At 72.5% G+C, this 19,966-nt stretch carries 25 protein-coding genes; 14 read left to right on the top strand and 11 right to left on the bottom strand.

All coding sequences use genetic code 11. The features are described 5' to 3' along the window. Nucleotide 1: 1 nt before the first annotated feature. Nucleotides 2-637 (bottom strand): 4'-phosphopantetheinyl transferase, encoded by a 636-nt coding sequence (locus tag ACIBO8_RS16490; RefSeq protein ID WP_396116052.1) that lies wholly within the window; start codon nucleotides 635-637, stop codon nucleotides 2-4. Beyond that, the gene (locus ACIBO8_RS16485) at nucleotides 634-1,422 is read right to left on the bottom strand and encodes an alpha/beta fold hydrolase (protein WP_396116051.1); all 789 of its coding nucleotides are present in this window, start codon (nucleotides 1,420-1,422) and stop codon (nucleotides 634-636) included. The genes ACIBO8_RS16490 and ACIBO8_RS16485 overlap by 4 nt, the downstream gene beginning before the upstream one ends. A gap of 31 nt (nucleotides 1,423-1,453) precedes the next feature. Here ACIBO8_RS16485 and ACIBO8_RS16480 point away from each other — a divergent pair, with 31 nt between their 5' ends. The 4 genes from ACIBO8_RS16480 (at nucleotide 1,454) to ACIBO8_RS16465 (ending at nucleotide 5,438) form a co-directional block, all read left to right on the top strand. Further along, nucleotides 1,454-2,365, top strand: a complete 912-nt coding sequence (locus ACIBO8_RS16480; protein WP_396116049.1) for a hypothetical protein — start codon at nucleotides 1,454-1,456, stop codon at nucleotides 2,363-2,365. A gap of 22 nt (nucleotides 2,366-2,387) precedes the next feature. Continuing rightward, nucleotides 2,388-2,831, top strand: a complete 444-nt coding sequence (locus ACIBO8_RS16475) for a nitroreductase family deazaflavin-dependent oxidoreductase (protein ID WP_396116048.1) — start codon at nucleotides 2,388-2,390, stop codon at nucleotides 2,829-2,831. A 149-nt stretch (nucleotides 2,832-2,980) separates the two neighbouring features. Continuing rightward, nucleotides 2,981-4,123, top strand: coding sequence for a DUF5925 domain-containing protein (locus ACIBO8_RS16470; RefSeq protein WP_396116047.1), 1,143 nt, complete (start codon nucleotides 2,981-2,983; stop codon nucleotides 4,121-4,123). A 115-nt stretch (nucleotides 4,124-4,238) separates the two neighbouring features. Beyond that, on the top strand, nucleotides 4,239-5,438 hold the full coding sequence (locus tag ACIBO8_RS16465) for a glycoside hydrolase family 64 protein (protein WP_396116046.1): 1,200 nt from the start codon (nucleotides 4,239-4,241) through the stop codon (nucleotides 5,436-5,438). A 42-nt stretch (nucleotides 5,439-5,480) separates the two neighbouring features. On the opposite strand, the gene ACIBO8_RS16460 is transcribed toward ACIBO8_RS16465, so the two are convergent. Next, the gene (locus ACIBO8_RS16460) at nucleotides 5,481-5,990 is read right to left on the bottom strand and encodes a MarR family winged helix-turn-helix transcriptional regulator (RefSeq protein WP_396116045.1); all 510 of its coding nucleotides are present in this window, start codon (nucleotides 5,988-5,990) and stop codon (nucleotides 5,481-5,483) included. 54 nt (nucleotides 5,991-6,044) lie between these two features. Here ACIBO8_RS16460 and ACIBO8_RS16455 point away from each other — a divergent pair, with 54 nt between their 5' ends. Beyond that, on the top strand, nucleotides 6,045-7,253 hold the full coding sequence (locus tag ACIBO8_RS16455; protein WP_396116044.1) for an MFS transporter: 1,209 nt from the start codon (nucleotides 6,045-6,047) through the stop codon (nucleotides 7,251-7,253). On the opposite strand, the gene ACIBO8_RS16450 is transcribed toward ACIBO8_RS16455, so the two are convergent. The 5 genes from ACIBO8_RS16450 to ACIBO8_RS16430 all read right to left on the bottom strand — a co-directional run bounded on the left by ACIBO8_RS16450 (nucleotide 7,204) and on the right by ACIBO8_RS16430 (nucleotide 11,322). After that, entirely contained in the window at nucleotides 7,204-8,448 is a 1,245-nt protein-coding gene (locus ACIBO8_RS16450; protein ID WP_396116043.1) for an adenylosuccinate synthetase, read from the bottom strand. The genes ACIBO8_RS16455 and ACIBO8_RS16450 overlap by 50 nt on opposite strands. Further along, entirely contained in the window at nucleotides 8,445-9,413 is a 969-nt protein-coding gene (locus ACIBO8_RS16445; protein ID WP_396116042.1) for a hypothetical protein, read from the bottom strand. Before ACIBO8_RS16445 ends, ACIBO8_RS16450 begins: the two co-directional genes overlap by 4 nt. Nucleotides 9,414-9,428: 15 nt before the next feature. Further along, nucleotides 9,429-10,157 carry a molecular chaperone DnaJ gene (locus tag ACIBO8_RS16440; protein ID WP_396116041.1) on the bottom strand — a complete coding sequence of 243 codons (729 nt, stop codon included), beginning with the start codon at nucleotides 10,155-10,157 and terminating at the stop codon, nucleotides 9,429-9,431. After that, nucleotides 10,154-10,906 carry an NUDIX hydrolase gene (locus ACIBO8_RS16435; protein WP_396116040.1) on the bottom strand — a complete coding sequence of 251 codons (753 nt, stop codon included), beginning with the start codon at nucleotides 10,904-10,906 and terminating at the stop codon, nucleotides 10,154-10,156. The genes ACIBO8_RS16440 and ACIBO8_RS16435 overlap by 4 nt, the downstream gene beginning before the upstream one ends. A gap of 128 nt (nucleotides 10,907-11,034) precedes the next feature. Then, complete coding sequence (locus tag ACIBO8_RS16430) at nucleotides 11,035-11,322, bottom strand: DUF1540 domain-containing protein (protein WP_396116039.1); 288 nt, start codon at nucleotides 11,320-11,322, stop codon at nucleotides 11,035-11,037. A gap of 106 nt (nucleotides 11,323-11,428) precedes the next feature. Between ACIBO8_RS16430 and ACIBO8_RS16425 the strand changes: the two genes are divergently transcribed. Both ACIBO8_RS16425 and ACIBO8_RS16420 read left to right on the top strand, forming a co-directional pair. Then, nucleotides 11,429-12,601 carry a glycoside hydrolase family 26 protein gene (locus ACIBO8_RS16425; protein ID WP_396116038.1) on the top strand — a complete coding sequence of 391 codons (1,173 nt, stop codon included), beginning with the start codon at nucleotides 11,429-11,431 and terminating at the stop codon, nucleotides 12,599-12,601. A gap of 22 nt (nucleotides 12,602-12,623) precedes the next feature. Continuing rightward, nucleotides 12,624-13,469, top strand: coding sequence for a patatin-like phospholipase family protein (locus ACIBO8_RS16420; protein WP_396116037.1), 846 nt, complete (start codon nucleotides 12,624-12,626; stop codon nucleotides 13,467-13,469). Here the strand turns inward: ACIBO8_RS16420 and ACIBO8_RS16415 are convergent. Next, nucleotides 13,466-14,071 (bottom strand): hypothetical protein, encoded by a 606-nt coding sequence (locus ACIBO8_RS16415; RefSeq protein WP_396116036.1) that lies wholly within the window; start codon nucleotides 14,069-14,071, stop codon nucleotides 13,466-13,468. The genes ACIBO8_RS16420 and ACIBO8_RS16415 overlap by 4 nt on opposite strands. A gap of 98 nt (nucleotides 14,072-14,169) precedes the next feature. Here ACIBO8_RS16415 and ACIBO8_RS16410 point away from each other — a divergent pair, with 98 nt between their 5' ends. From ACIBO8_RS16410 to ACIBO8_RS16390, 5 genes are read left to right on the top strand one after another with little or no spacing between them, the layout of a single operon-like run. Continuing rightward, the gene (locus ACIBO8_RS16410; RefSeq protein WP_396116035.1) at nucleotides 14,170-14,691 is read left to right on the top strand and encodes a SigE family RNA polymerase sigma factor; all 522 of its coding nucleotides are present in this window, start codon (nucleotides 14,170-14,172) and stop codon (nucleotides 14,689-14,691) included. After that, on the top strand, nucleotides 14,688-15,434 hold the full coding sequence (locus ACIBO8_RS16405) for a hypothetical protein (protein ID WP_396116034.1): 747 nt from the start codon (nucleotides 14,688-14,690) through the stop codon (nucleotides 15,432-15,434). The genes ACIBO8_RS16410 and ACIBO8_RS16405 overlap by 4 nt, the downstream gene beginning before the upstream one ends. A 38-nt stretch (nucleotides 15,435-15,472) precedes the next feature. After that, nucleotides 15,473-16,072 carry a sulfite oxidase-like oxidoreductase gene (locus tag ACIBO8_RS16400; protein ID WP_396116033.1) on the top strand — a complete coding sequence of 200 codons (600 nt, stop codon included), beginning with the start codon at nucleotides 15,473-15,475 and terminating at the stop codon, nucleotides 16,070-16,072. An 8-nt stretch (nucleotides 16,073-16,080) separates the two neighbouring features. Continuing rightward, nucleotides 16,081-16,791: a ferredoxin reductase gene (locus ACIBO8_RS16395; RefSeq protein WP_396116032.1), complete on the top strand. Its 711-nt coding sequence runs from the start codon at nucleotides 16,081-16,083 to the stop codon at nucleotides 16,789-16,791. Continuing rightward, nucleotides 16,788-17,072: a DUF6510 family protein gene (locus tag ACIBO8_RS16390; protein WP_396116031.1), complete on the top strand. Its 285-nt coding sequence runs from the start codon at nucleotides 16,788-16,790 to the stop codon at nucleotides 17,070-17,072. Before ACIBO8_RS16395 ends, ACIBO8_RS16390 begins: the two co-directional genes overlap by 4 nt. 5 nt (nucleotides 17,073-17,077) lie before the next feature. On the opposite strand, the gene ACIBO8_RS16385 is transcribed toward ACIBO8_RS16390, so the two are convergent. Then, a complete protein-coding gene (locus tag ACIBO8_RS16385) occupies nucleotides 17,078-17,461 on the bottom strand; it encodes a hypothetical protein (RefSeq protein WP_396116030.1) in 384 nt (127 codons plus the stop codon). 238 nt (nucleotides 17,462-17,699) lie between these two features. On the opposite strand from ACIBO8_RS16385, the gene ACIBO8_RS16380 reads away from it, so the two are divergent. After that, complete coding sequence (locus tag ACIBO8_RS16380; RefSeq protein WP_396116029.1) at nucleotides 17,700-18,494, top strand: SGNH/GDSL hydrolase family protein; 795 nt, start codon at nucleotides 17,700-17,702, stop codon at nucleotides 18,492-18,494. 80 nt (nucleotides 18,495-18,574) lie between these two features. Beyond that, complete coding sequence (locus ACIBO8_RS16375; protein ID WP_396116028.1) at nucleotides 18,575-18,979, top strand: PLD nuclease N-terminal domain-containing protein; 405 nt, start codon at nucleotides 18,575-18,577, stop codon at nucleotides 18,977-18,979. 7 nt (nucleotides 18,980-18,986) lie between these two features. Here ACIBO8_RS16375 and ACIBO8_RS16370 read toward each other — a convergent pair whose 3' ends face one another. Then, complete coding sequence (locus tag ACIBO8_RS16370; protein ID WP_396116027.1) at nucleotides 18,987-19,919, bottom strand: NADP-dependent oxidoreductase; 933 nt, start codon at nucleotides 19,917-19,919, stop codon at nucleotides 18,987-18,989. Between the last annotated feature and the right edge of the window lie 47 nt (nucleotides 19,920-19,966).

Genomic DNA, 19,966 nt, shown 5'->3' with positions numbered 1-19,966 from the left:
CTCAGTCCAGTGCGATAGCCGTCAGCACGATGCCGTCCTCGACCAGGAACCGTCCCCGCAGTTCCGGGAAGGGCCCCGGCCGCAGCAGTCGCGCCGTGAACCTCGCGGCGTCCGGGTCGAAGGTCAGGGACGCCTCCTCGAACCCGAGCCATTCGCCGGTCTGCGGGAACCACACCTTGTACACCGACTCCTTGGCGCTGAACAGCAGCCGCTCCCACCACGTCCCCGGATTCTCGCGGGTCAGGGCGGCGAGATGCTCGCGCTCCTCCGGGAGGGACACCAGGTCGAGCACGCCGGCCGGGAGCGGCCCGTGTTCCTCGGCGTCGATGCCGACGCCGGTCACCTCGCGGGCCGGGGCCACGGCCGCCGCCCGGTAGCCGGTGCAGTGGGTCATGCTGCCGACGATGCCCGCGGGCCACAGCGGCTCGCCCCGCTCGCCGCGTAGGAGCGGGCCCGGTGCCACACCGAGCGACGCCAGCGCCGAGCGGGCGCAGTGCCGAACCGTCGTGAATTCGGCACGGCGCTTGGCCACCGCCCTCGCCACCAGCGGCATCTCCTCCGGGAAGAGGGTGGCCGCAGGCGGGTCCTCGCGGGCGTACGCCGACCGCACCGACGGGGGCAGGATGCGCTCGATCATGTCGCCAGGAACCGCAGGATCGCGTCGTTGACCGCCTCGGGCCGTTCGAGGTAGCCGTAGTGGCCGGTGCCGGGGATCTCCTCGTAGGCCGCACCGGGGATCGCCGCGGCCAGCTCACGACCGCGGGCCGGCGGGGCGATCAGGTCATCGGCGAACGAGAGCACCAGGGTCGGCACACTCACCTTCGCGTACGCGCCGCGCCGGTCGGTGTCCACAGTGACGTCCATCTGCGCGCGCAGCCCCGGATCTTTCCAATCGGTGGGTGACATCTCGAGGAGGTCCAGCCAGTCCTGTGCGGCGCGCGGGTCGGCGAGCGTGCGTGGGGAGAGGTTCTGCAGGGCCCGGACGACCGCCTCGTAGCCGGGCGGCAGTGACACCGCGGAGTCCGCCAGCTCCCGTTCCGCCGCCGCCAGGGCGAGCGACACCGGATCCGGTCGGGCGCGGGACGCCATCAGGACGGCTCGGACGGCCAGCTCCGGGCGTACGAGAAGAAGCTCTTGAATGATCAGCGACCCCATCGACGTGCCCACCAGGCGGCACGGACCGCCGGCCACCCGCTCGACCAGCGCGGCCGTGTCGTCGATCAGGTCGGCGAGGGTGAGGCCCGGCTGCGCGTCGCGGTGGTCCGGAGTGATCACCCGATAGCCGGCCGCGACCAGTGCCGGCACCTGGTGCAGCGACCAGGTGCGGCCGTGGGAGCCGGTGCCCGGTACGAGGAGCACGGGTGCCCCGCTGCCGGACTCCTCGTAGTGGAGGGTGACGCCACCGGCGACGATCGAGGGCATGGCCGGAACCTTACCGGCCGATAATGGTCCGATGGGGTCCCCGATCCGCCGCATGATCGCCGCGCTGCCGGCCGCGCCGGGCGTCTACCGCTTCCGCGACGGCGCCGGGCGGGCCCTGTACGTCGGCCGGGCCACCGAGCTGCGGGCGCGGGTGGCCTCGTACTGGGGCGATCTGGGCGACCGGCGGCACCTGGCCCGGATGGTCGCGCGGATCGCGGCCGTCGAGGCGGTGTCGTGTGATTCGGTTCACGAAGCCGCCTGGCTGGAACGGAACCTGCTCGAGGAGCGCCTGCCCCGCTGGAACCGGACGCCCGGCGGTCAGGAGGTTGCGGCTTATCTGCTGCTCGACCGGCGGCGCGCGACGGCCGGGGTGCGCATGGTGCACGAGCCCGGGACGCCGGCGGCCGGGGTGACGGTGTTCGGGCCGTACCTGGGTGGTCTGCGCGCCCGGCAGGCGATCGCCGCGCTGCACCGGGTGCACCCGCTCGCGTACGCGAGGACCGGCCTGACCGGCGCAGAGCGTGACCTGGCCGCGCAGCGCGGGGTGACCGCTACCGACCGGGACGACCTGGCCGAGGCCGTCGCGTCGGTCTTGCGCCGCGATCCGCTCGCGGTCGCGAGCGCCACGGAAACCCTTGCGGGGGTACGCGACAGAGCAGCCGGAGCCCTCGCGTTCGAGCTCGCCGGCCGGATCCAGGACGAGCTGCGAGCCCTCGCGTGGGTGACGGCGCCGCAGCAGGTCACCACGGACGAGCCGGGCGACTTCGCGGTGCAGGGCTGGGCCGACGGCGTGCTGGTCTCGTTCGCGATGTCCGGCGGGCGGCTGCGGACCTGGACCCAGCGCCGGACCTCCCGCCCGGCGGCACCGGCACCGCCGCACTGGGCCGCGTTCGCCCGTCGCAACGCCGAACTCGCCGCGACACTGGCTAGGCTTCACGGGTGACGACCGCCCGAAGGGATTCCGCATGCCATTGACCGGCGAGTACGCGCCCAGCCCCTCGGACTGGGCCCGCGAGCAGGCAGAGAAGTTCGAGGCCTCCCACGGCGCGGAGGCGAACACGCTGCAGGGAGTGCCCATCATCCTGCTCACCTCGGTGGGCGCCAAGTCCGGCAAGCTGCGCAAGACCCCGCTCATGCGGGTCGAGCACGACGGCGAGTACGCGGTCGTCGCCTCCCGCGGCGGCGCGCCGACGCACCCGGTCTGGTACTGGAACCTGGTGCAGAACCCGCACGTCGAGCTGCAGGACGGCGCGGAGAAGCACGACTACGACGCGCGCGAGGTGCACGGCGAGGAACGGGCCGCGTGGTGGGACCGGGCTGTCGAGGTGTGGCCGGCGTACGCGGACTACCAGACGAAGACCGACCGCGTCATCCCGGTCTTCGTGCTGACCCGCCGGCCGGAGGACTGACCCGCCGGCCGGAGGACTGACCCGCCGCCCGGGAGGCTGACCGCCGGCCGGGCGGAGCGGGAACCCCGGCAGCCCGCCGGCGGTCCCGTTCGGACCATCTTGCGCGAAAACCGGGTGCTCCTCCGCCACTTCGCGGCGATCATGGGGTAATGCGCGCCCCCCACCAGTCCGTCGACCGGCTCGGCAGCCGTCCCGTGGAGACGGCGGCCGCAGCGCCCGCCCATCCGCTGCCGCTGTCCGGCTCCGTCGACGACGGCGACCGGCTGGTGGATGTCGTCGACCTGCTCGCCCTGGACGCCTTCGTCACCGGGCGCGAGCCGTTCGGCCGGACCAGTTATCTGGAGAACGTCCGGGCCGACGCCGCGCTGACCACGGACGACGCGCGGGTGGTACGCGACGCCGTCGAGGAGGACAGCCACGGCCGGCTGAGCGTCGGCGACGGCTGGACGCTGCATGTGACGCGGTGGAAGCAGAGCCGCCGGGCCCGGGTCACGGTGACCGCTGTGAGCGCCGAGCTCGCCGAGTCGGTGCTCGCCACGGCCACGGCGAACGCCGTCGAGGAGCCCGAGCCCGCCGCCGACAGCGTGCCGATCGGCTTCTGGCATTTCGGGCCGCACGGCCCGCGCCGGGTGCAGCGCGAGATCGACGCCGCGCCGTGGGCCAAGATCCGCGGGAACTACGCCGATCCGGTCGCGCAGACGCTGGAACGCCTGATGGCCATCGACGAGTCCGCGGTCAACGGGCGCCTCCTGCTGCTGCACGGCGAGCCGGGCACCGGCAAGACGACGGCTCTGCGCGCCCTCGCCCAGCAGTGGCGCTCGTGGTGCCAGGTGGACTGCGTGCTGGATCCGGAGCGGATGTTCGGTGACCCCGCGTACCTGATGAGCGTGGCCCTGGGCAGCGGCGACGACGACGAGCCGCGGTGGCGGCTGCTGATGCTCGAGGACTGCGACGAGCTGATCAGCGGCGACGCCAAGGCGAGCGCGGGGCAGTCGCTCTCGCGCCTGCTCAACCTCACCGACGGGCTGCTCGGGCAGGGCCGCAACGCGCTCATCGCGATCACCACGAACGAGGACCTGGCCTCGCTGCACCCCGCGGTGGTCCGGCCCGGGCGCTGCCTGGCCAGCATCGAGGTCGGGCGGCTGCCGTACGCGGAAGCCGCCGCGTGGCTGGGCAGCTCGAAGGGCGTGGGCCCGGAGGGTGCGACGCTGGCCGAGCTGTACGCCCTGCGGACCGGCGCGGAGCCGGTCACCGTCCCTCGCGCCGAGCCGGCGACGGGCATGTACCTCTGAGCCGAAACATTATTAGCAATTGACAAACTTAACTATCCGATGAACGCTGAGAGCGCTCTCACGCCTTCCACCGAGGCGTGAGAGCGCCCTCAGCACGCTCTTCATCGGAGTTGCCATGCGCAGAAAACCCGTCCTCGCGGCCGTCCTCGCCGCCCTGTCCGTCACGACGTCCACCGCCCTCGCCGTGCTCACGACCCCGCCCGCCCAGGCTTCCGTGACCGCCGCGACGATCCCGCTCACCATCACCAACAACTCGGGCCGGGGCGACAAGGTCTACATCTACAACCTCGGCACCCTGCTCGCGACCGGACAGCAGGGCTGGGCCGATGCCGGCGGCACGTTCCACGCCTGGCCGCCCGGCGGCAACCCGCCGAGCCCCGCCCCGGACGCCTCCATCGCCGGTCCGGCCAACGGCCAGAGCATCACCATCCGGATGCCGAAGTTCTCCGGGCGCGTCTACTTCTCGTACGGCCAGAAGCTCGTCTTCAAGGTCACCACCGGCGGCCTCGTCCAGCCCGCCGTGCAGAATCCGACCGACCCCAACGCGAACATCCTCTTCAACTGGTCCGAGTACACGCTGAACAACGACGGCCTGTGGATCAACAGCACCCAGGTCGACATGTTCTCGGCGCCGTACGCGGTCGGCGTGAAGCAGCCGAACGGCACGACCAGGAGCACCGGCCACCTGAAGCCGGGCGGGTACAACGGCTTCTTCAACGCCCTGCGCGGCCAGCCCGGCGGCTGGGCCAACCTGATCCAGACCCGCAGCGACGGCACGGTGCTGCGCGCGCTGGCACCCGGCCACGGCATCGAGGCCGGTCGGCTCCCGGCCGGCGTGATGAACGATTACGTCAACCGCGTCTGGGCCCGTTACAGCACCTCGACGCTCACCGTGACCCCCTTCGCCGACCAGCCGAACACCAAGTACTACGGCCGGGTCTCGGGCAACGTCATGACCTTCACCAACGGCTCCGGCCAGGTCGTCACCAGCTTCCAGAAGCCGGACTCGGACAGCATCTTCGGCTGCTACAAGCTCCTCGACGCGCCGAACGACCTGGTGCGCGGGCCGATCTCGCGGACCCTGTGCGCGGGCTTCAACCGCTCGACGCTGCTCACCAGCGCCAACCAGCCGTACAACGTGCCGTCCGCGTTCTACCAGGACGTGGTGACCAACCACTACGCCCGGAAGATCCACGCTCAGATGGCGGACGGCAAGGCCTACGCGTTCGCCTTCGACGACGTCGGCGCGAACGAGTCGCTGGTGCACGACGGCAGCCCGCAGGCGGCGTACATCACCCTCGATCCGTTCAACTGAGCGGCGCGGTCGGGCGGGCGGGGGTGGAGGGCCTCCGCCCGCTCACGTGTCGAACGACAGGATCACCTTGCGGAGCAAGGCGTTCAGCTGCTTCAGCTCCGCGGTGGTCAGCGCGGACAGCAGCTCCCGGTCCCGGGCGATGCCGGCGTGGATGTGCCGTTCCCAGGCGGCCCGGCCGGCCGCGGTGGGTCGCACGATCACCCGGCGCCGGTCCTGCGGCTCCACCTCGCGGGTGATCAGCTCCGCCCTGGCCAGGCGCTCCAGCCGGGCCGTCATCGCGGCCCGGGTGACCCGCGCCGCCTCGGCCAGCTGCGCCGGGGTGGCCTCGGTCGGGTACGGCTGGATCATCAGCACGTGCAGCGTCTGGTAGTCCTCGAGCGTGAATCCCGCATCCGGGAACGCAGTGGCGTCACCACGCTGCGAGCGGCGCAGGATGTTCTTCATCCGCACCAGCGCGCCCTCGATCTCGGGGGCCGCCTCGGGGTCGTGTTCCCACAGGGCCGACCAGCGCGTCACGTGGTCGTCGACAACGTCCCTGAGCTGCTTCGCCATGCCGGCCATCATAATTCATTGTCTAATAGTTAGACGCTGAACTATCGTATGGCCGTGACCGACTTCCGCCTTCTCGCCACCGGCATGTCGCTGTCCTGGCTCGGCAACGGCTTCCAGACCGTCGCCCTCGGCGTCGCCGTGCTGCTGGCCGGCGGCGGCGCGGGGGATCTCGGGCTGGTCATGGCCTGCTCCGTGATGGCGATGCTGCTCTGCACCCTGTTCGGCGGCGTCTGGGCCGACCGGGTCCAGCCCCAGCGGATCATGGTGCTCTCCGACGCGGTCCGGTTCCTGGCCACCACCGCGATGGCCGCGATGTTCGCTGCCGGGACGTACGACCTGCGGGCGCTCTGCGCACTCGCGGCCGTCTCCGCCGGCGCCGGCGCCTTCTTCGAGCCGGCCATGACCGCGCTCCGGCCGATGCTGGTCGAGGTCGCACGCCGGCAGCACGCCAACGCGACACTGAGCCTGCTCCAGACCACCAGCCGGGTCGTCGGGCCCGCGCTGGGCGGCCTCACCGTCGCGCAGTTCGGCGCGACGGCCGGATTCGGGGTCAACGCCGCGAGCTTCGTCGCCTCGGGTGTCGCGGCGCTGCTCATCCGCGCCCGGGTGGCGCGGGTGCCGGGCGCGGGGATGCTGAGCGAGCTCGGCGAGGGCTGGCGGGAGATCCGGCGGCGGGACTGGCTGCTCTCCGGCGTGCTGGCCGCCACCCTGTACCACGTGGCGAACGGCGTCCTGCTGGTGCTGGTCCAGGTCGTCGCCATCGAGCGGCTCGGCGGGGCGCGGGCCGCTGGCTTCGTCGCGGCCGCGGAGGGCCTCGGCGGCGTGATCGGCGCCGCGGTGGCCCTGCGGTGGCGGCCGGCCCGGCCGCTGCGTACCGGGTGGATGACCCTGTTGCTGATGCCGCTCTGGGCCCTGGCCTTCGTGTGGCCGGGCACCCTCACCGCCGTGCTGCTGGGCGCGGTCGTCGGTTACGCCGGCCTCAACTTCTACGGGGTCGCCTGGGAGACGGCGCTGCAGGACCACGTGCCGCACCGGGTGCTCGCGCGGGTCTGCTCGTGGGACGTGCTGACGTCGTTCCTCGCCATGCCGATCGGCAACGCGCTGGCCGGGCCGCTGTCCGCGACGTTCGGGATCGATCCGGTGCTGGCCGTCTGCGCGGTCGTCCTGTTCGTCGCCGGCGTCATCCCGCTCTTCGCCCGCGGCACCCGCGAGCTCACCCGCGGCCCCGCACCAGCGCACGAGCCGGTCGCGGCTCCGGCCTGAAGCGCTTGGCGGCGCGGCCGGGGCCGTACGACTCGATCCGCACCGGCGCGGCCAGCAGCTCGGCGATCTCGTGCGCCCAGTCCGCGGGGCGGTACAGCGTCGCGGGCCGGGCGCCGGTCAGCATCGACGTCATCCGCGCCTGATGAGCGAGGTCCCGAGCCGGGCCCGGCTCGAGCCCCTTGACGTGTACGCCCCCGGCCTCGTACGCGGTGCAGACCCGCAGCTCGGGACAGCGGGCGGGCACGTCGAGATGGGTGACGGCGAGCGCGTCGACGCCACCAGCCACCTCGACCGCGTACCGGTGGGCGACCGCGTCGAAGTGACCGACCCGGAAGACACCCTGCCACTCCCCCGCTCCGTTGTGCGCCTCCGGCAGATCCAGCGGCGCCTCGGTGACGAACGGACCCGGGCCGTGCCGGGTCGTGTACGTCCGCACCACCCCCAGCCGCTCGAACGAGTCGCAGAGCGCCGCCACGTTGTCGAAGGTGGTGGTGGACCACGTCGTGAACGGATGCCACCCGCGCCACTCGTCGAGCAGCACCCCCTGCGCGCCCTCGAACACGCACCGGCCCTCGCGCAACAGCCGAGCGACGAACGAGGCGTCCACGATGGACACCACGGCGCCGAACGCGGTGAACGCCGTCACCACGTCGTCCAGCGGTGGGGCGTCGAGCGGGCCGGCTTCGGCGGTCAGCCTGTCCCGGACCGCGGCGAGGCGCCGGCGCAGGGTGCGGGGGGAGCGGGTGTCCGCCACCCGTGGGGCGTCGGCGTGACTGAGGGCGTACTCCATGGTCTGACCGATGCCCATGCCGCAGGAACCGTGCCGATCCCCGCCGCGCCGCCGTTCGCGGGCCCGGTTGGCGGCGCGATGCCACGGAGTGGCGAGCAGGGCGTCCCCGTCGACGGTGAGCAGGTGGAACGGATTGCCCAGCGCGGCCGCCTCGGCGGCCAGCGCGAGCGGGTCCACGACCACGAACCGGGTGAGGTGGGTGGGCACCCCGTGAAAGGTGCCCGACCCGAACTGGGCGAAGGTGTGGTGCCGGCCGCCGGCGACGACGTTGTGGGCGGCCTGCGCTCCCCCGTTGAAGCGCAGCACCGCACGCACCGGACCGGTGCCGCACAACGCGTCGACGACCGTCCCCTTGCCGGCGTCGCCGTAGCCGAGGTCGACCACGGCGACGTGCCCGCCGGTCACAGCCGCTCGTTGCCGCTGACGCCCCGGGAAGGGCCGAGGGCCAGCGGCGCCCGGACCAGCGCGGGCCGCCCGGTGCGGACCGGGGCGAGCGCGCGGCCGACCGAGGCGCCCGCCGTCGAGCCGACGTCGGCCAGGTCGGCCAGCCCGCCGTCGAGGTCGATCGCCTCCTCGCCGAGCCCGACGGTCAGCGCGATGGTCTCGCAGACCGCGTCCAGGTCGTCCAGCTCGATGACCTGCTGGCCGAGCAGCCGCCGCCAGTACGCGAGGATCTCCGGGTCACCGCCCCAGCCCGCGGCCGTGGGAATGATGTAGTAGACGTCGAACGTGCGCTGCAGCTCGGCGAGGATCGCCTCGACCGCGATCGGCTCGCGCAGGTCGTCGCCGATGAAGCGCTTGACCTCCTTGGGCTTCACCCGCGCGTACGGCATCTCGTCGCCGATCAGGAAGAGGTAGCCGCGCCGGCCGCGCCGCGCGACGCTGTCGAGGGCGGTGTGCCGGGCCATGAAGTACATGGCGAGCTCGTAGGACTCCGTACGCTGCCCGCCGCCCCCGCCCTCCAGGACGATCCGGGCCAGGTCCTCGTCCATCCGGTTGTCGGACTCGAACTGCCCGATCTGCAGCGGCACGCGGTCGCAGGTGGCATCGCCGACGGCACCGAACATGAGGTGCGGATCCGTGGCGTAGCCCTTGCGGGTGAGCAGCCCCAGCAGCTGCGGGAGCTTGGTCTGCAGCACCCGCGGCACCGTTCCCATCGAGCCGGTGACGTCGAACAGGACGGCGATCGGGGTGCTCTGCGGGTGTTCGCCGCTGTCGCGGCTCTCGCGCACGGTCACGCCGTTCGGATCGAGGGCCGGGTGCGCCTTACGGGCGCCGCTGTCGCTGTACGCGAAGGCGCTCGTGCCCGTGGCGGCGCGGTAACCCGCGGCGGCGGCGTAGACGTCGGTGGACCAGCGTCCGCTTCCCATGGTGGTGTCCTTCCATCAGGCCGGCAGCGCGAAGGGGCGGAACCGGCGGGGGCCGTACAGGTCTTCGAGCAGTTCGTCGAGCTCGGCGAGCAGCCGCCACGCGTCCTGGGGGCGCATCCGCGGCGCGGCGTAGCGGCAGCCCGCCGCGAAGCGCCGCAGGGCGGCCGGCGGCTCGTCCATCAGCCGCAGCATCAGGCCGGTCGCCATGAAGATGTCGGTGGCCGGGGTGGCCGCCTGCCGGGCGGGCACCTCGGGCGGGTAGGCGTGGCGGTGGCGGGCGACGAGGGCGGGGATGCTCGCACCCGGCGTGACGCTGTAGCACCAGTCGACGAGCACCACGCCGTGCTCGCCAGGGTGGATGAGCACGTGCTCCGGCAGGAGGGCGCCGTGCACCACGCCGGCGCGGTGCGCCCAGCCCAAGCCGGTCAGCAGCCGCCGCCACATCCAGGCGACGTCGCGCGGGTCGAGGCGGTGCTCGAGGCCGGTGAGCGGGACGAAGCCGGACTGGCGGTGCAGGACATTGGCCGTACGCCGGATCCCGCCGGCGTCCTCGTGCGTCACGGTCTCGAGGAGGCGCGGGGCGTAAGCGCGGTGCCGGGGATCGCCGTCGCGGTGCAGCGTGATCAGCGCCCGCGCCTCGGCCCGCATCAGATCGTTGTCGGCCGGAAGCCTGGGTACTTTGAGGAGCGCGTCGCCGGCCGCGTACAGCTCGGCGACGTCTCCGCTCGCGACGAGTGATGTCATCGGACGGAGTCCTCCCGGTCTGGCCGCAGCAGCGCCGGGTGCAGCAGCCGGGCGTCGCCGGCGCGGTACAGCCGGGGCCGGGGACCGCCGCGCTCCCCCGCCCGCGCGGCCGTCTCGCCGGTGCTCTCGACGAAGCCGGGCACCGAGAGCACCTTGCGATGGAAGTTGCCGGCGTGCGGCTCCTCGCCCCACACGGCGGCGTAGACGGCGCGGAGGTCGGCGATGGTGAACTCCGGCTCGACGAAGGCGGTGGCGAGCGGCGTGTACTCGAGCTTGGCGCGGGCGCGGTCGAGGCCGTCGGCGAGGATCGCGGCGTGGTCGAAGGCCAGCTCCCCGACCTCGTCCACCGGCGCCCAGAACGCACTGGCGGCGTCGCTGCCGGCCCGGGGGTCGGGCAGGCTCGGGGCGAAGGCGAGGTACGCCACCGAGAAGACCCGCATGCGCGGGTCGCGGCCCGGGTCGCCGTAGGTGCGCAGCTGCTCCAGATGGACGCGGTCGAGCCGGCCCTCGCCGGGGCGCAGGCCGGTCTCCTCGGCCAGCTCACGCCGGGCGGCGGCGTCGAGGCTCTCGTCGCGGACGAAGCCGCCCGGCAGTGCGCGCCAGCCGGCGAAGGGGTGCCCACCGCGCTCGACGAGCAGCACGTGCAGCCGCCCGTCCCGGATCGTCAGCGCGACGATGTCGACCGTCACCGCCGCGGCCGGGAACTGCGCCGGCTCGTAGCCGTCGAGGAAGGTCTGCTCGTCCACCACGGTCCCTCTCAGAGTGAGTAAAACTCGATCTGAGAAGAACTTAGCGTCTTCTCACCCTGAGGTCAACCCTGAGGGCAAAAAAGGCCGCCACCGGCGGAAAAGGGGCGGCAGCCTCTCAGCGAGAACGTTTAGCGAGCCTGAAAAGTAAGACAGTCGGCGCGGTCGTGCGCGGCGCCCACGGTGATTGCCGGAGCGTGGCATTCCAGATCGGTGTTGTGCACGCACTCGGCCCGCTTGCACGCACCCACCTGAGCCATGGCCTGACCCATGCCACCCCGCTCACCCTCGACGAACGTGTCGCACTCCGAGCTCGCCCGGCCGATCGTGATGGCGAAGGCCGTGCAGCCGTCGTGGTTGTAACCGCAGCCGCTGACCGTGCACACCTGAACGCGCGGCATCTCCATCATCTGTGTCATTTGTCCGCCTCCTTTTCCGTGACGATAAACCAGCGCGGCACGGCATTCGGTGATGCGGCTAAAATGGCCGAGCCATTAGGTAAGCCAAACCTCCGGGAGAACACGCATGGCCGAGGAACGACCGGGCAGCCGGCGGTCGCTGCTGCTGGCCGCGTTCGCGACGGTCGTGGTGCTGACCGGCCTCGCCGTCGGGGCGGCGGCCACGGACGCCGGCGAGGCCCCCGCCGAGCCCGGCCCTTCGCTCGCCGCTTCCGCGTCCCCGTCGGTCGCTTCGCCGCCTGCCTCCCCGCGCGCCTCCCCGCGCGCCACCCCCCGTACCCGCAAGCCCGCCGATCCCCGATCGGCCCGGCAGCTGATCGCCCTGCCCCGCACCGACGGCTCATGGCCCGGCGCCGACGGACTTTCCGGCGTCAACGGCGACCCCACCTTCGACACCGCGCACGTGAACGCCTTCTGCGCGGCCCGCGGGCGGCCCTGCCGGATCGCCCAGACCTACACCGACCGCACGTCATGGGAGTCGATGACGCGAGGCACCGGCTGGACGTTCGAATTCTTCTCCGGCTTCGACGGCATGCTGGTGGTCTCGCAGGGCCTCGTGCCGAACGGCGCCCAGGCCGACCTGGCCGCCTGCGCCCGCGGCGAGCACGACGCGGACTGGCGGGCGTTCGGCACGCTCATGCGCAGCCACGATCGCGGCGACTCGGTGGTCCGGCTCGGCTGGGAGTTCAACGAGAAGACGTCGTCCTGGCGCGCGGACGATCCGCAGACCTGGATCGCCTGCTACCGGCGGGCGGCCGACGCCATCCGCGCGGCGAACCCACAGGTCCTGCTGGACTGGACGATCAACGCCCACAACACCCCGGCGGGCGTCTGCGGCGGGGTGAGCACCAACTGCTATCCGGGCGACGACTACGTGGACATCGTCGGCATCGACAACTACGACCATTTCCCGTGGTCGCCCACCAAGGCCGTGTTCGACCGTACGGCCGCCCGCCCCGAGGGTCTGACGTGGCTCTACGACTTCGCCCGAGGCCACGGCAAGTCGTTCGCCGTCGGCGAGTGGGGCGTGGTGCCGACCGGGGACGCGGGCCGGGAGAACCCCGACTACGTGTCGTGGATGCACGAGTGGTTCGCGGCGCACGCCTCACACCTGGCATACGAGGCGTATTTCTCCGACTGCGGCGAGGGCGGTGTGCAGTCGAGCCTGTTCCGCACCGACGAGCAGTGCCGCCGGAATCCCGCCTCGGCGGCCCGCTACGCATCCCTGTTCGGCACCTAGCCGCGATCGGCATAGTGGGCGCATGGAAAAGCGCGCACTCGTCCTCGGCGGTGGCGGCGTCACCGGCGTCGCATGGGAAATCGGACTCCTGCACGGGCTTGCGGAACGAGGCATCGACCTCACCGGGGCCGACCTGTTCGTCGGCACCTCCGCGGGCTCTGTAGTGGCCGCCCAGCTGACGAGCGGCACCCCGCTGGCCGACCTGTACGCCCACGAGCTCGCCGACACCACGGGCGACACCAGCGCGGCCATCGGCACCCGGGTCCTGCTCGGCTTCGTGCTCGCCGCACTGTGGCCGGGCGACCGGGCGAAGGGGCGGGCTCGCCTCGGCCGTGCCGCGCTGCGGGCCCGCACGATGCCGGAATCCCAGCGCCGCGCCGCCATTGCCGCCCGGGTCCGGCGCGACGACTGGCCGGCCGCCCGTGTCCTGGTGCCCGCGGTCGACGCCCTGAACGGCGAGGTGAAGGTGTTCGACCGCGACAGCGGGGTCTCGCTCATCGACGCGGTCGCGGCCAGCTGCGCGGTGCCGCTGGTCTGGCCGCCCATGACGGTCTCGGGACGGCGGTACGTGGACGGCGGCGTCCGATCCGTCGCGAACGTCGACCTGGCTCGGGGGCATGACCGGGTCGTCGTGATCGCGCCCATCGTCGCCGCCGCCCGTCGTACCGATCGGCCGGCCGCGCAGGCGAGGGCGCTGGGACCCGGCGTGCGTACGGCCGTGGTCAGCCCGACCGACGCCGCGCTGACCGCGATCGGCCGCAACCCGCTCGACCCGGCGCGCCGGGCCGCGGCCGCCGAGGCGGGCCGGGCGCAGGCGGCGGAGGTCGCCGAGCGGGTGCGGACGGCTTGGGACCAGGGCCTCTCCTAGCCCACGCCGACTCCGTTGCGGCCGGTGACGAGCGCCTCGCCCGAGGCGTCGAAGGCCCGCAGATCCGACACGGCGGTCATCTTCGGGTCGAACCAGAACGCCTTGACCGATGCGTCCTCGCTCCATGCCGCCAGCGACGCGGTGACCGTCCTGCCGCCGGCCTTCGCCGTGATCCGCCTCGCGTCGCCGACGTAGTAGCCGAAGGCCGGGGCCGGCTCCCCGTCCACCTCCATGGCGCCCTGCACGGCGTGGAATCCGGGCGCCTTGGCCGGCCCGTCGAACTCGTTGGTCATGACGTCGGCGGTGACGGCCCCGCTCCTCTGCCGGCGCCCGGCCATGACGCCGAAGTCGGTCCGCGGGATCGCGGCGTCGCGGATCGCGACGAAACTGAGCACCCATGTGCCCCGTTTCGCGGCGATTCCGGTGTCGATGACCGCGCCGACCGCAGGGGGTGCGGCCGGCGGCTCGTCGGGAGTGGACACCCGTGCCACCGGTGCCGGTTCCTGGGCCGCGTTCGCCGCCACGGCGCCGGTCACCGCGACCGCCACGGCGGCGCCGGTCACCCCGGCGGCCACGATCCAGCGGTTCGAGGACAGGTTCATCGTTCAGCTCCCTCATGATGGGCGGATGCCGAACGAGACGGGCGAGAACGCCGGAAGGTTGCCGCAACCTTTTCCGGCCCCCGTCCGTCATTGCTGACGTGGGACCAGGCCGACGAGGTGACGACGAGTTCGTGGAGTTCGCTCGCGCGAGCTCGGCGCGGCTGCAACGCGCCGCGTATCTGCTGACCGGCGACCGGCACCAGGCGGAGGAGGCCGCCCAGGCCGCGCTCGTGCGGGTGTACGCGTCCTGGGGCCGGGTGCGCCGCAAGGACCCGTACGCGTACGCCCGCACGGTCCTGGCCAACCTGATCACCGACCAGTGGCGCCGGCCGCTGCGGGAGTACGCGACCGAGCAGCTGCCCGAGCGGCCGGTGGCCCGGGACGTGGCCGACGACGTCACCCGGCGGCGCTGGCTGGTCGGGGCGCTCAAGGCGCTCTCGCCGCGGGAACGCACGGTCATCGTCATGCGCCACTTCTTCGACATCACGGAGGTCGACGTGGCCCGCGAATTGAATCTCTCGCTCGGCACGGTCAAGAGCCTCAACTCCCGGGCACTCGCCAAGCTCCGGATCTCCATCCCGTCCCCCCGCCAGGGGCTTGAAAGTGGAGCGGCACGATGACGGATCTCGACGACCTGAAGGACGCCATGCACTCGCCGCCGGATTTCGAGCCGCGCCCGCTCGACCTCGGCGCGGTCATGGCCGCGGGCGGCCGCCTGCGCCGCCGGCGGCGCCTGGCGGTGGCCGCCACCTCCGCCGCCGCGGTGCTCGTGCTGCTCGTCGGCGGCAGCCAGCTGACCCGCCTCGGCGGCGAGGACCACGGCACCGGACCCGCGCGGCCGCAGGTCGCCGCCGCCCGGCCGTCCGGCCCGGTCTCGGCCGAACCCACCGGCGACGTGCTGGGCGACGTGATCGCCACCGGCCTGACGACCTCCACCGGCGAGCCGGTCGTGCTCTGGTTCAAGCCGATCGACGACGAGGCGATACCCGGCACCTCCTTCGGGCTCACCGTCGGACGGCGCACCGCGGGCGGGGCGTTGAAGAGCGAGGTTCTCACCAATGAGAGCGAGGGGTCGGACAAGGCTCCCGGCTTCCACGCCACCGAGGCGCCCATGGAGGTCGACGGCTTCGACTCGCCCGCCTTCGGCTACTACTCGGGTGCGCACGCGGCCAGGATCACCGTGCTGGCGGACGGACACCGGGTCGACGCGTCCCTGGCGCCGTGGAGCGGCGATCCCTCGATCATCGCCTTCTGGTTCGACCCGGCCCAGGTGGCGCCCGGTGCGAGGCTGACGAAGCTCACCGCCTACGACGCCGACGGCAAGGCACTCCCGGGGCACGGCACCGGGTTCGCCGTCGGCTGACCTGTCGCCCGCGGGATTCCTGGAGTTTACTGCTGAGGATGAGCATCATTTCTCCGGGATTCGGCGGCCGGCGGCGCTCGTCGCGGCCCGACCTGCCACCCGGGCAGTACCTCACGCCCGACTTCCCGGTGCTCTCCGCGGGGCCGACGCCTCGCGTGCCGGTCGACCGCTGGTCGTTCACCGTCACCGACGAGACCGGCGGGCAGACGAGCTGGAGCTGGGCGGAGTTCCAGGCGCTGCCCCAGGAGACCTTCACCGCCGACATCCACTGCGTCACCAAGTGGTCCAAGGTGGGCACGTCGTGGCGCGGCGTCTCGCTGGACACGCTGTTCGAGGACATCGAGACCACGGCCGACTTCACGATGGTGCACAGCTACGGCGGCTACACGACGAACGTACCGCTGGAGGATCTGCTCGACGGCAAGGCGTGGATCGCCCACACGTTCGACGGCGAGCCGTTGCATCCCGAGCACGGTGGGCCGGCGCGGCTGGTCGTGCCGGCGCTCTATTTCTGGAAATCCGCCAAGTGGGTCAACGGCATCGAGCTGCTCCAGCACGACGAACCCGGCTTCTGGGAAGAGGCCGGCTACCACATGTACGGGGACCCGTGGCGCGAGCAGCGATACCAGGGCGACTGACCTGGCGGGTGGCCACCGTGGTGCAGGCGCGATGGGAGACGGCGTCCGCGCGTACCCTCGTGCTGGACGTGCAGGACTGGCCGGGCCACCTGCCGGGCCAGCACGTCGACCTGCGCCTGACCGCCGCCGACGGCTACTCGGCCCAGCGCAGCTACTCGATCGCGTCCTCGTGGCGCGACGGCGGGCCGGTGGAGCTGACCGTCCAGCGCGTCGAGGACGGCGAGGTCTCCTCCTACCTGACCGACGTGGTCGAGCCGGGGCAGCAGCTCGAGCTGCGCGGCCCGATCGGCGGCTGGTTCGTGTGGCGCAACACCCCCGCGCCGGTGCTGCTGGTGGCCGGCGGCTCGGGTCTCGTCCCCCTGATGGCGATGATCCGGGCGCGCGGCGACGTTCGGGGCCGGCAGCCGTTCCGGCTCGTGTATTCCGTACGCACCCCGCGCGACGCGCTCTACGGCGCCGAGCTGGCCCGCCGCGTCCGCGACGACCCGGGCCTGGACGTGCACCACGTCTACACCCGCGAGCTCCCCGAAGGGCGGCCGGGCCGCCCGGGCCGGCTCGGCGTGGCCACGCTGAACACCCATGGGTGGCCGCCCGATTTCGCACCGGACGTCTTCGTGTGCGGTCCCACGGTTTTCGTCGAGGCGGCCGCGGACATCCTGATCGCCCTGAGCCACGATCCGACGAAGATCAAGACAGAGCGATTCGGGGGTACGGCATGACGTCCCAGTTCGAGCTCGACGGCAACGCCCTGGGCGGGGACCTGGGCGAGATCTTCGCCGTCGACCTGACCGAGGCGGTGGCGACCTGCGCCGGATGCGGGCAGGCGAACGTGGTCGCCACCCTGCGCCTGTGGGGACCCGCGCCCGGCCTCGTGGCCCGGTGTCCGTCCTGTCAGGACGTGATCCTGCGGCTGGTGCGCGGGCCGGAGCAGGCGTGGCTCGATCTGCGCGGCGCGGTGAGCCTGTGCGTCCCGCTGCCGCCCGAACGCCCGGCCCGCTGACGAACTCAGTCGCGGAAGGTGCGGCGCAGCCGCTCGGCGAGTCCGGGCGGGCGCGGCGCGGCGGGCACGGGGCGCCGGCCCGCGGCGACCGGCCGGGAGCGGCCGATCGGCTGGTCGTAGTCGGCCGCCGCGATCGCCTCGACGATCTGCTCGTCGCCGAAGCTCTCGGAGCCGGGGATAGAGGGTACGAAGCCGACCAGGACGCCGTTGCGCATGACCTGCGCCTCCAGTCCCGCGGTGCCGTCGTTGTCCCAGATCGCCTCGCGGCCGTCCGGCAGGACGACCCGGATCCCGTACTGGGTGATGCCGGCGTGGGGAAGCTTCACGTGCGCGAAGACGTTGCGCCCGCGCAATGTCTCCACCACCCGGCGGGCCCTCTGCTCATCCATGCCGCGACGCTAATCCGCCGACCTGAGCGCACCCTGTACGCCGGCTGTGTCGACCATGAGTCATTTAACAATGCGCGCGCAAGGAATCACTGCATGACATACATGCAGGTCACATCGACGTATGTTACTACAAGGTATCCATAAAATCACTGTATTTCTTTCCGCAAGCCCTTGACTTACTCTTCGGTAACCGAAGCGCTTCGGCCCCCACATCCCTCGTGGATCCGGAGGCCCCCCGATGAGACGTACCACTGCTCTCGCCTGTCTCGTCTCGTCCGTCCTGCTGACCGTCCTCACCGCAACCCCCGCCGCCGCGTCCCCGGCGGACTGGGACTACATCGCCCTCGGCGACTCGTACTCGTCCGGCGTCGGCACGTCCGGCCAGACCGGCACCTGCATGCGCAGTTCGAACGCGTACCCCGGGCTGTGGAACACCGCCCACTCGCCGGCCTCGTTCCGGTCGGTCGCCTGCAGCGGCGCCACGACCAGCTCGCTGCGCTCCAGCCAGCTCTCCGCCCTCTCGTCCGGCACCGACCTGGTCACCGTGACGATCGGCGGGAACGACGTCGGCTTCGCGTCGACCATGATCACGTGCACGCTGGTCAGTGACAGCGGCTGCGCCGCCAAGGTCGCCGAGGCGATGGAACTCCTCGACGAGGAGGTGCCCGCCGCCCTCGACGCCACCTACCGCGACATCCGCGCCAAGGCACCGCACGCGAAGGTCGTCGTGCTCGGCTACCCGATCCTGTTCGACGAGTCCGCCCCGAGCTGCGGCTTCGCCGGCATGAGCATCCCCAAGCGCAAGACCATCAACAACGGCGCCGTGGAGCTGAACAAGGTCATCGCGGACCGCGCCCGCGCGGCCGGCTTCACCTGGTCGGACGTGACCGACGAGTTCGCCGGCCACGGCGTCTGCGGACCCAGCCCGTGGCTGCACGGCCTGGAACTGCTCCCGCCGACCGACTCCTTCCACCCCACCGGCACCGGCCACCGCAGTGGTTACCTGCCGGCGCTGGAATCCGCACTCGGCTGACCCTCGCGTGGACGACCCGGCGGGATCCACCACCCGCCGGGTCGTCGCGCCCGAGGCGGCGGTCTGAGACCATTCCGGCCATGATCCGCCTCTACTCGCTGTTCATGCTGCTCGACGTCGCCCTGCTGGTCGTCGCGCTCATCGACTGCCTCTCCGCCGAGGAGTTCGCGATCCGGGCATTGCCGCGCGTCGCGTGGGTGTTCCTGATCCTGCTGTTCTCCCCGATCGGAGCGATCGCCTGGTTCGTCGCCGGCCGCCCGCCCCGGGCCATCCGCATGAGCAACGGAGAGATGTGGCGCCCGGGCGGGGGCTTCCCCGAGAACGAGCGGCCGGCACGTAAGGGGCCGCTCGCCCCCGATGACGATCCTGCGTTCCTTCGCAACCTTTCCGCGTCGCTGAAGGAGGACGAGGCGATGATGCGGAAATGGGAGGCGGACCTGCGCCGCCGCGAGGAGGAGTTGCGCAAGCGCGACGAGCAGGACTGACGAGGTCCTACGGTACGAGCACGAGCCGGCCGCGTACGCCACCGGCGGCGAGCCGCTCATGAGCCTCGGCCACCCGGGCCAGGGGCAGCGTTCCGGCGACGCGCAGCGTGAGGTCTCCCGCCGCGGCCAACGCCGCCAGCCCGGCCAGCCGCGCACCGTCGGCGTAAACCTCCTGCACCACCACCGTGGTGCCCCGCAGCGGCGGCGGTGCGAACGGAGCGACGAGCGCTACGAAGACTCCGCAGCCGCGCAGCGCCTCGTGCGCGCCGATGCCGAGGACGGCCGCGTCGATCACCGCGTCCACGCCGCCCGGCACCAGGTCCCGCACCGCCTCGCCGAGCCGGTCCGTCCGGGCCACCACGTGCTCCGCGCCCAGGGCCCGCAGCAGGGGCTCGTCCGCCGCGTCGGCAGCCGCCACGGTCCGGATGCCGCGCAGCGCAGCGAGCTGCAGCACGAGTCCGCCGACCACACCCGCCGCGCCGGTGACCAACAGGGTCTGCCCGCCGCGGAGCCCGGTCAGCTCCAGCGAGCGGTCCGCCGTCAGCCCGGCCAGGGGCAGTGCGGCGGCCTCGGCATCGCCGACGCCGGCCGGCGCGTGAGCGACCGCAGTCTCGTCCAGCACCACCTCGTCCGCCTGGGTCCCCGGTGCGGAGAGCAGATCCCGCAACCCGATGACCCGATCCCCGGCGGCGAAGCGGGTCACGCCCGCGCCGGTCGCGGCCACCTCGCCGGCGACGTCCCAGCCCAGCGCGACGACGGGCGCCGGAGCGAGCAGTCCGGCCTCGGTGATCCGGCCCGCCCGGGTGGACAGGTCGATGCGGTTCACCGCGGCGGCGGCCACCCGGATCAGCACCTGCGCGGGACCGGGGCGCGGCGCGGGGAGTTCGGCCAGTTCGAGAACGTCGGGGCCGCCGAATCGGCGGACGATCACTGCCTGCATGCCGGAAAGGCTAGAAAGAATAGGGTGCACCGGTAAGGAGGCACCTT

This window comes from Actinoplanes sp. NPDC049681, assembly GCF_044465265.1.
GTDB lineage: Bacteria > Actinomycetota > Actinomycetes > Mycobacteriales > Micromonosporaceae > Actinoplanes.
Note: the sequence above shows the minus strand (reverse complement) of the source record. Positions and strands in the feature narration are given on the sequence as shown.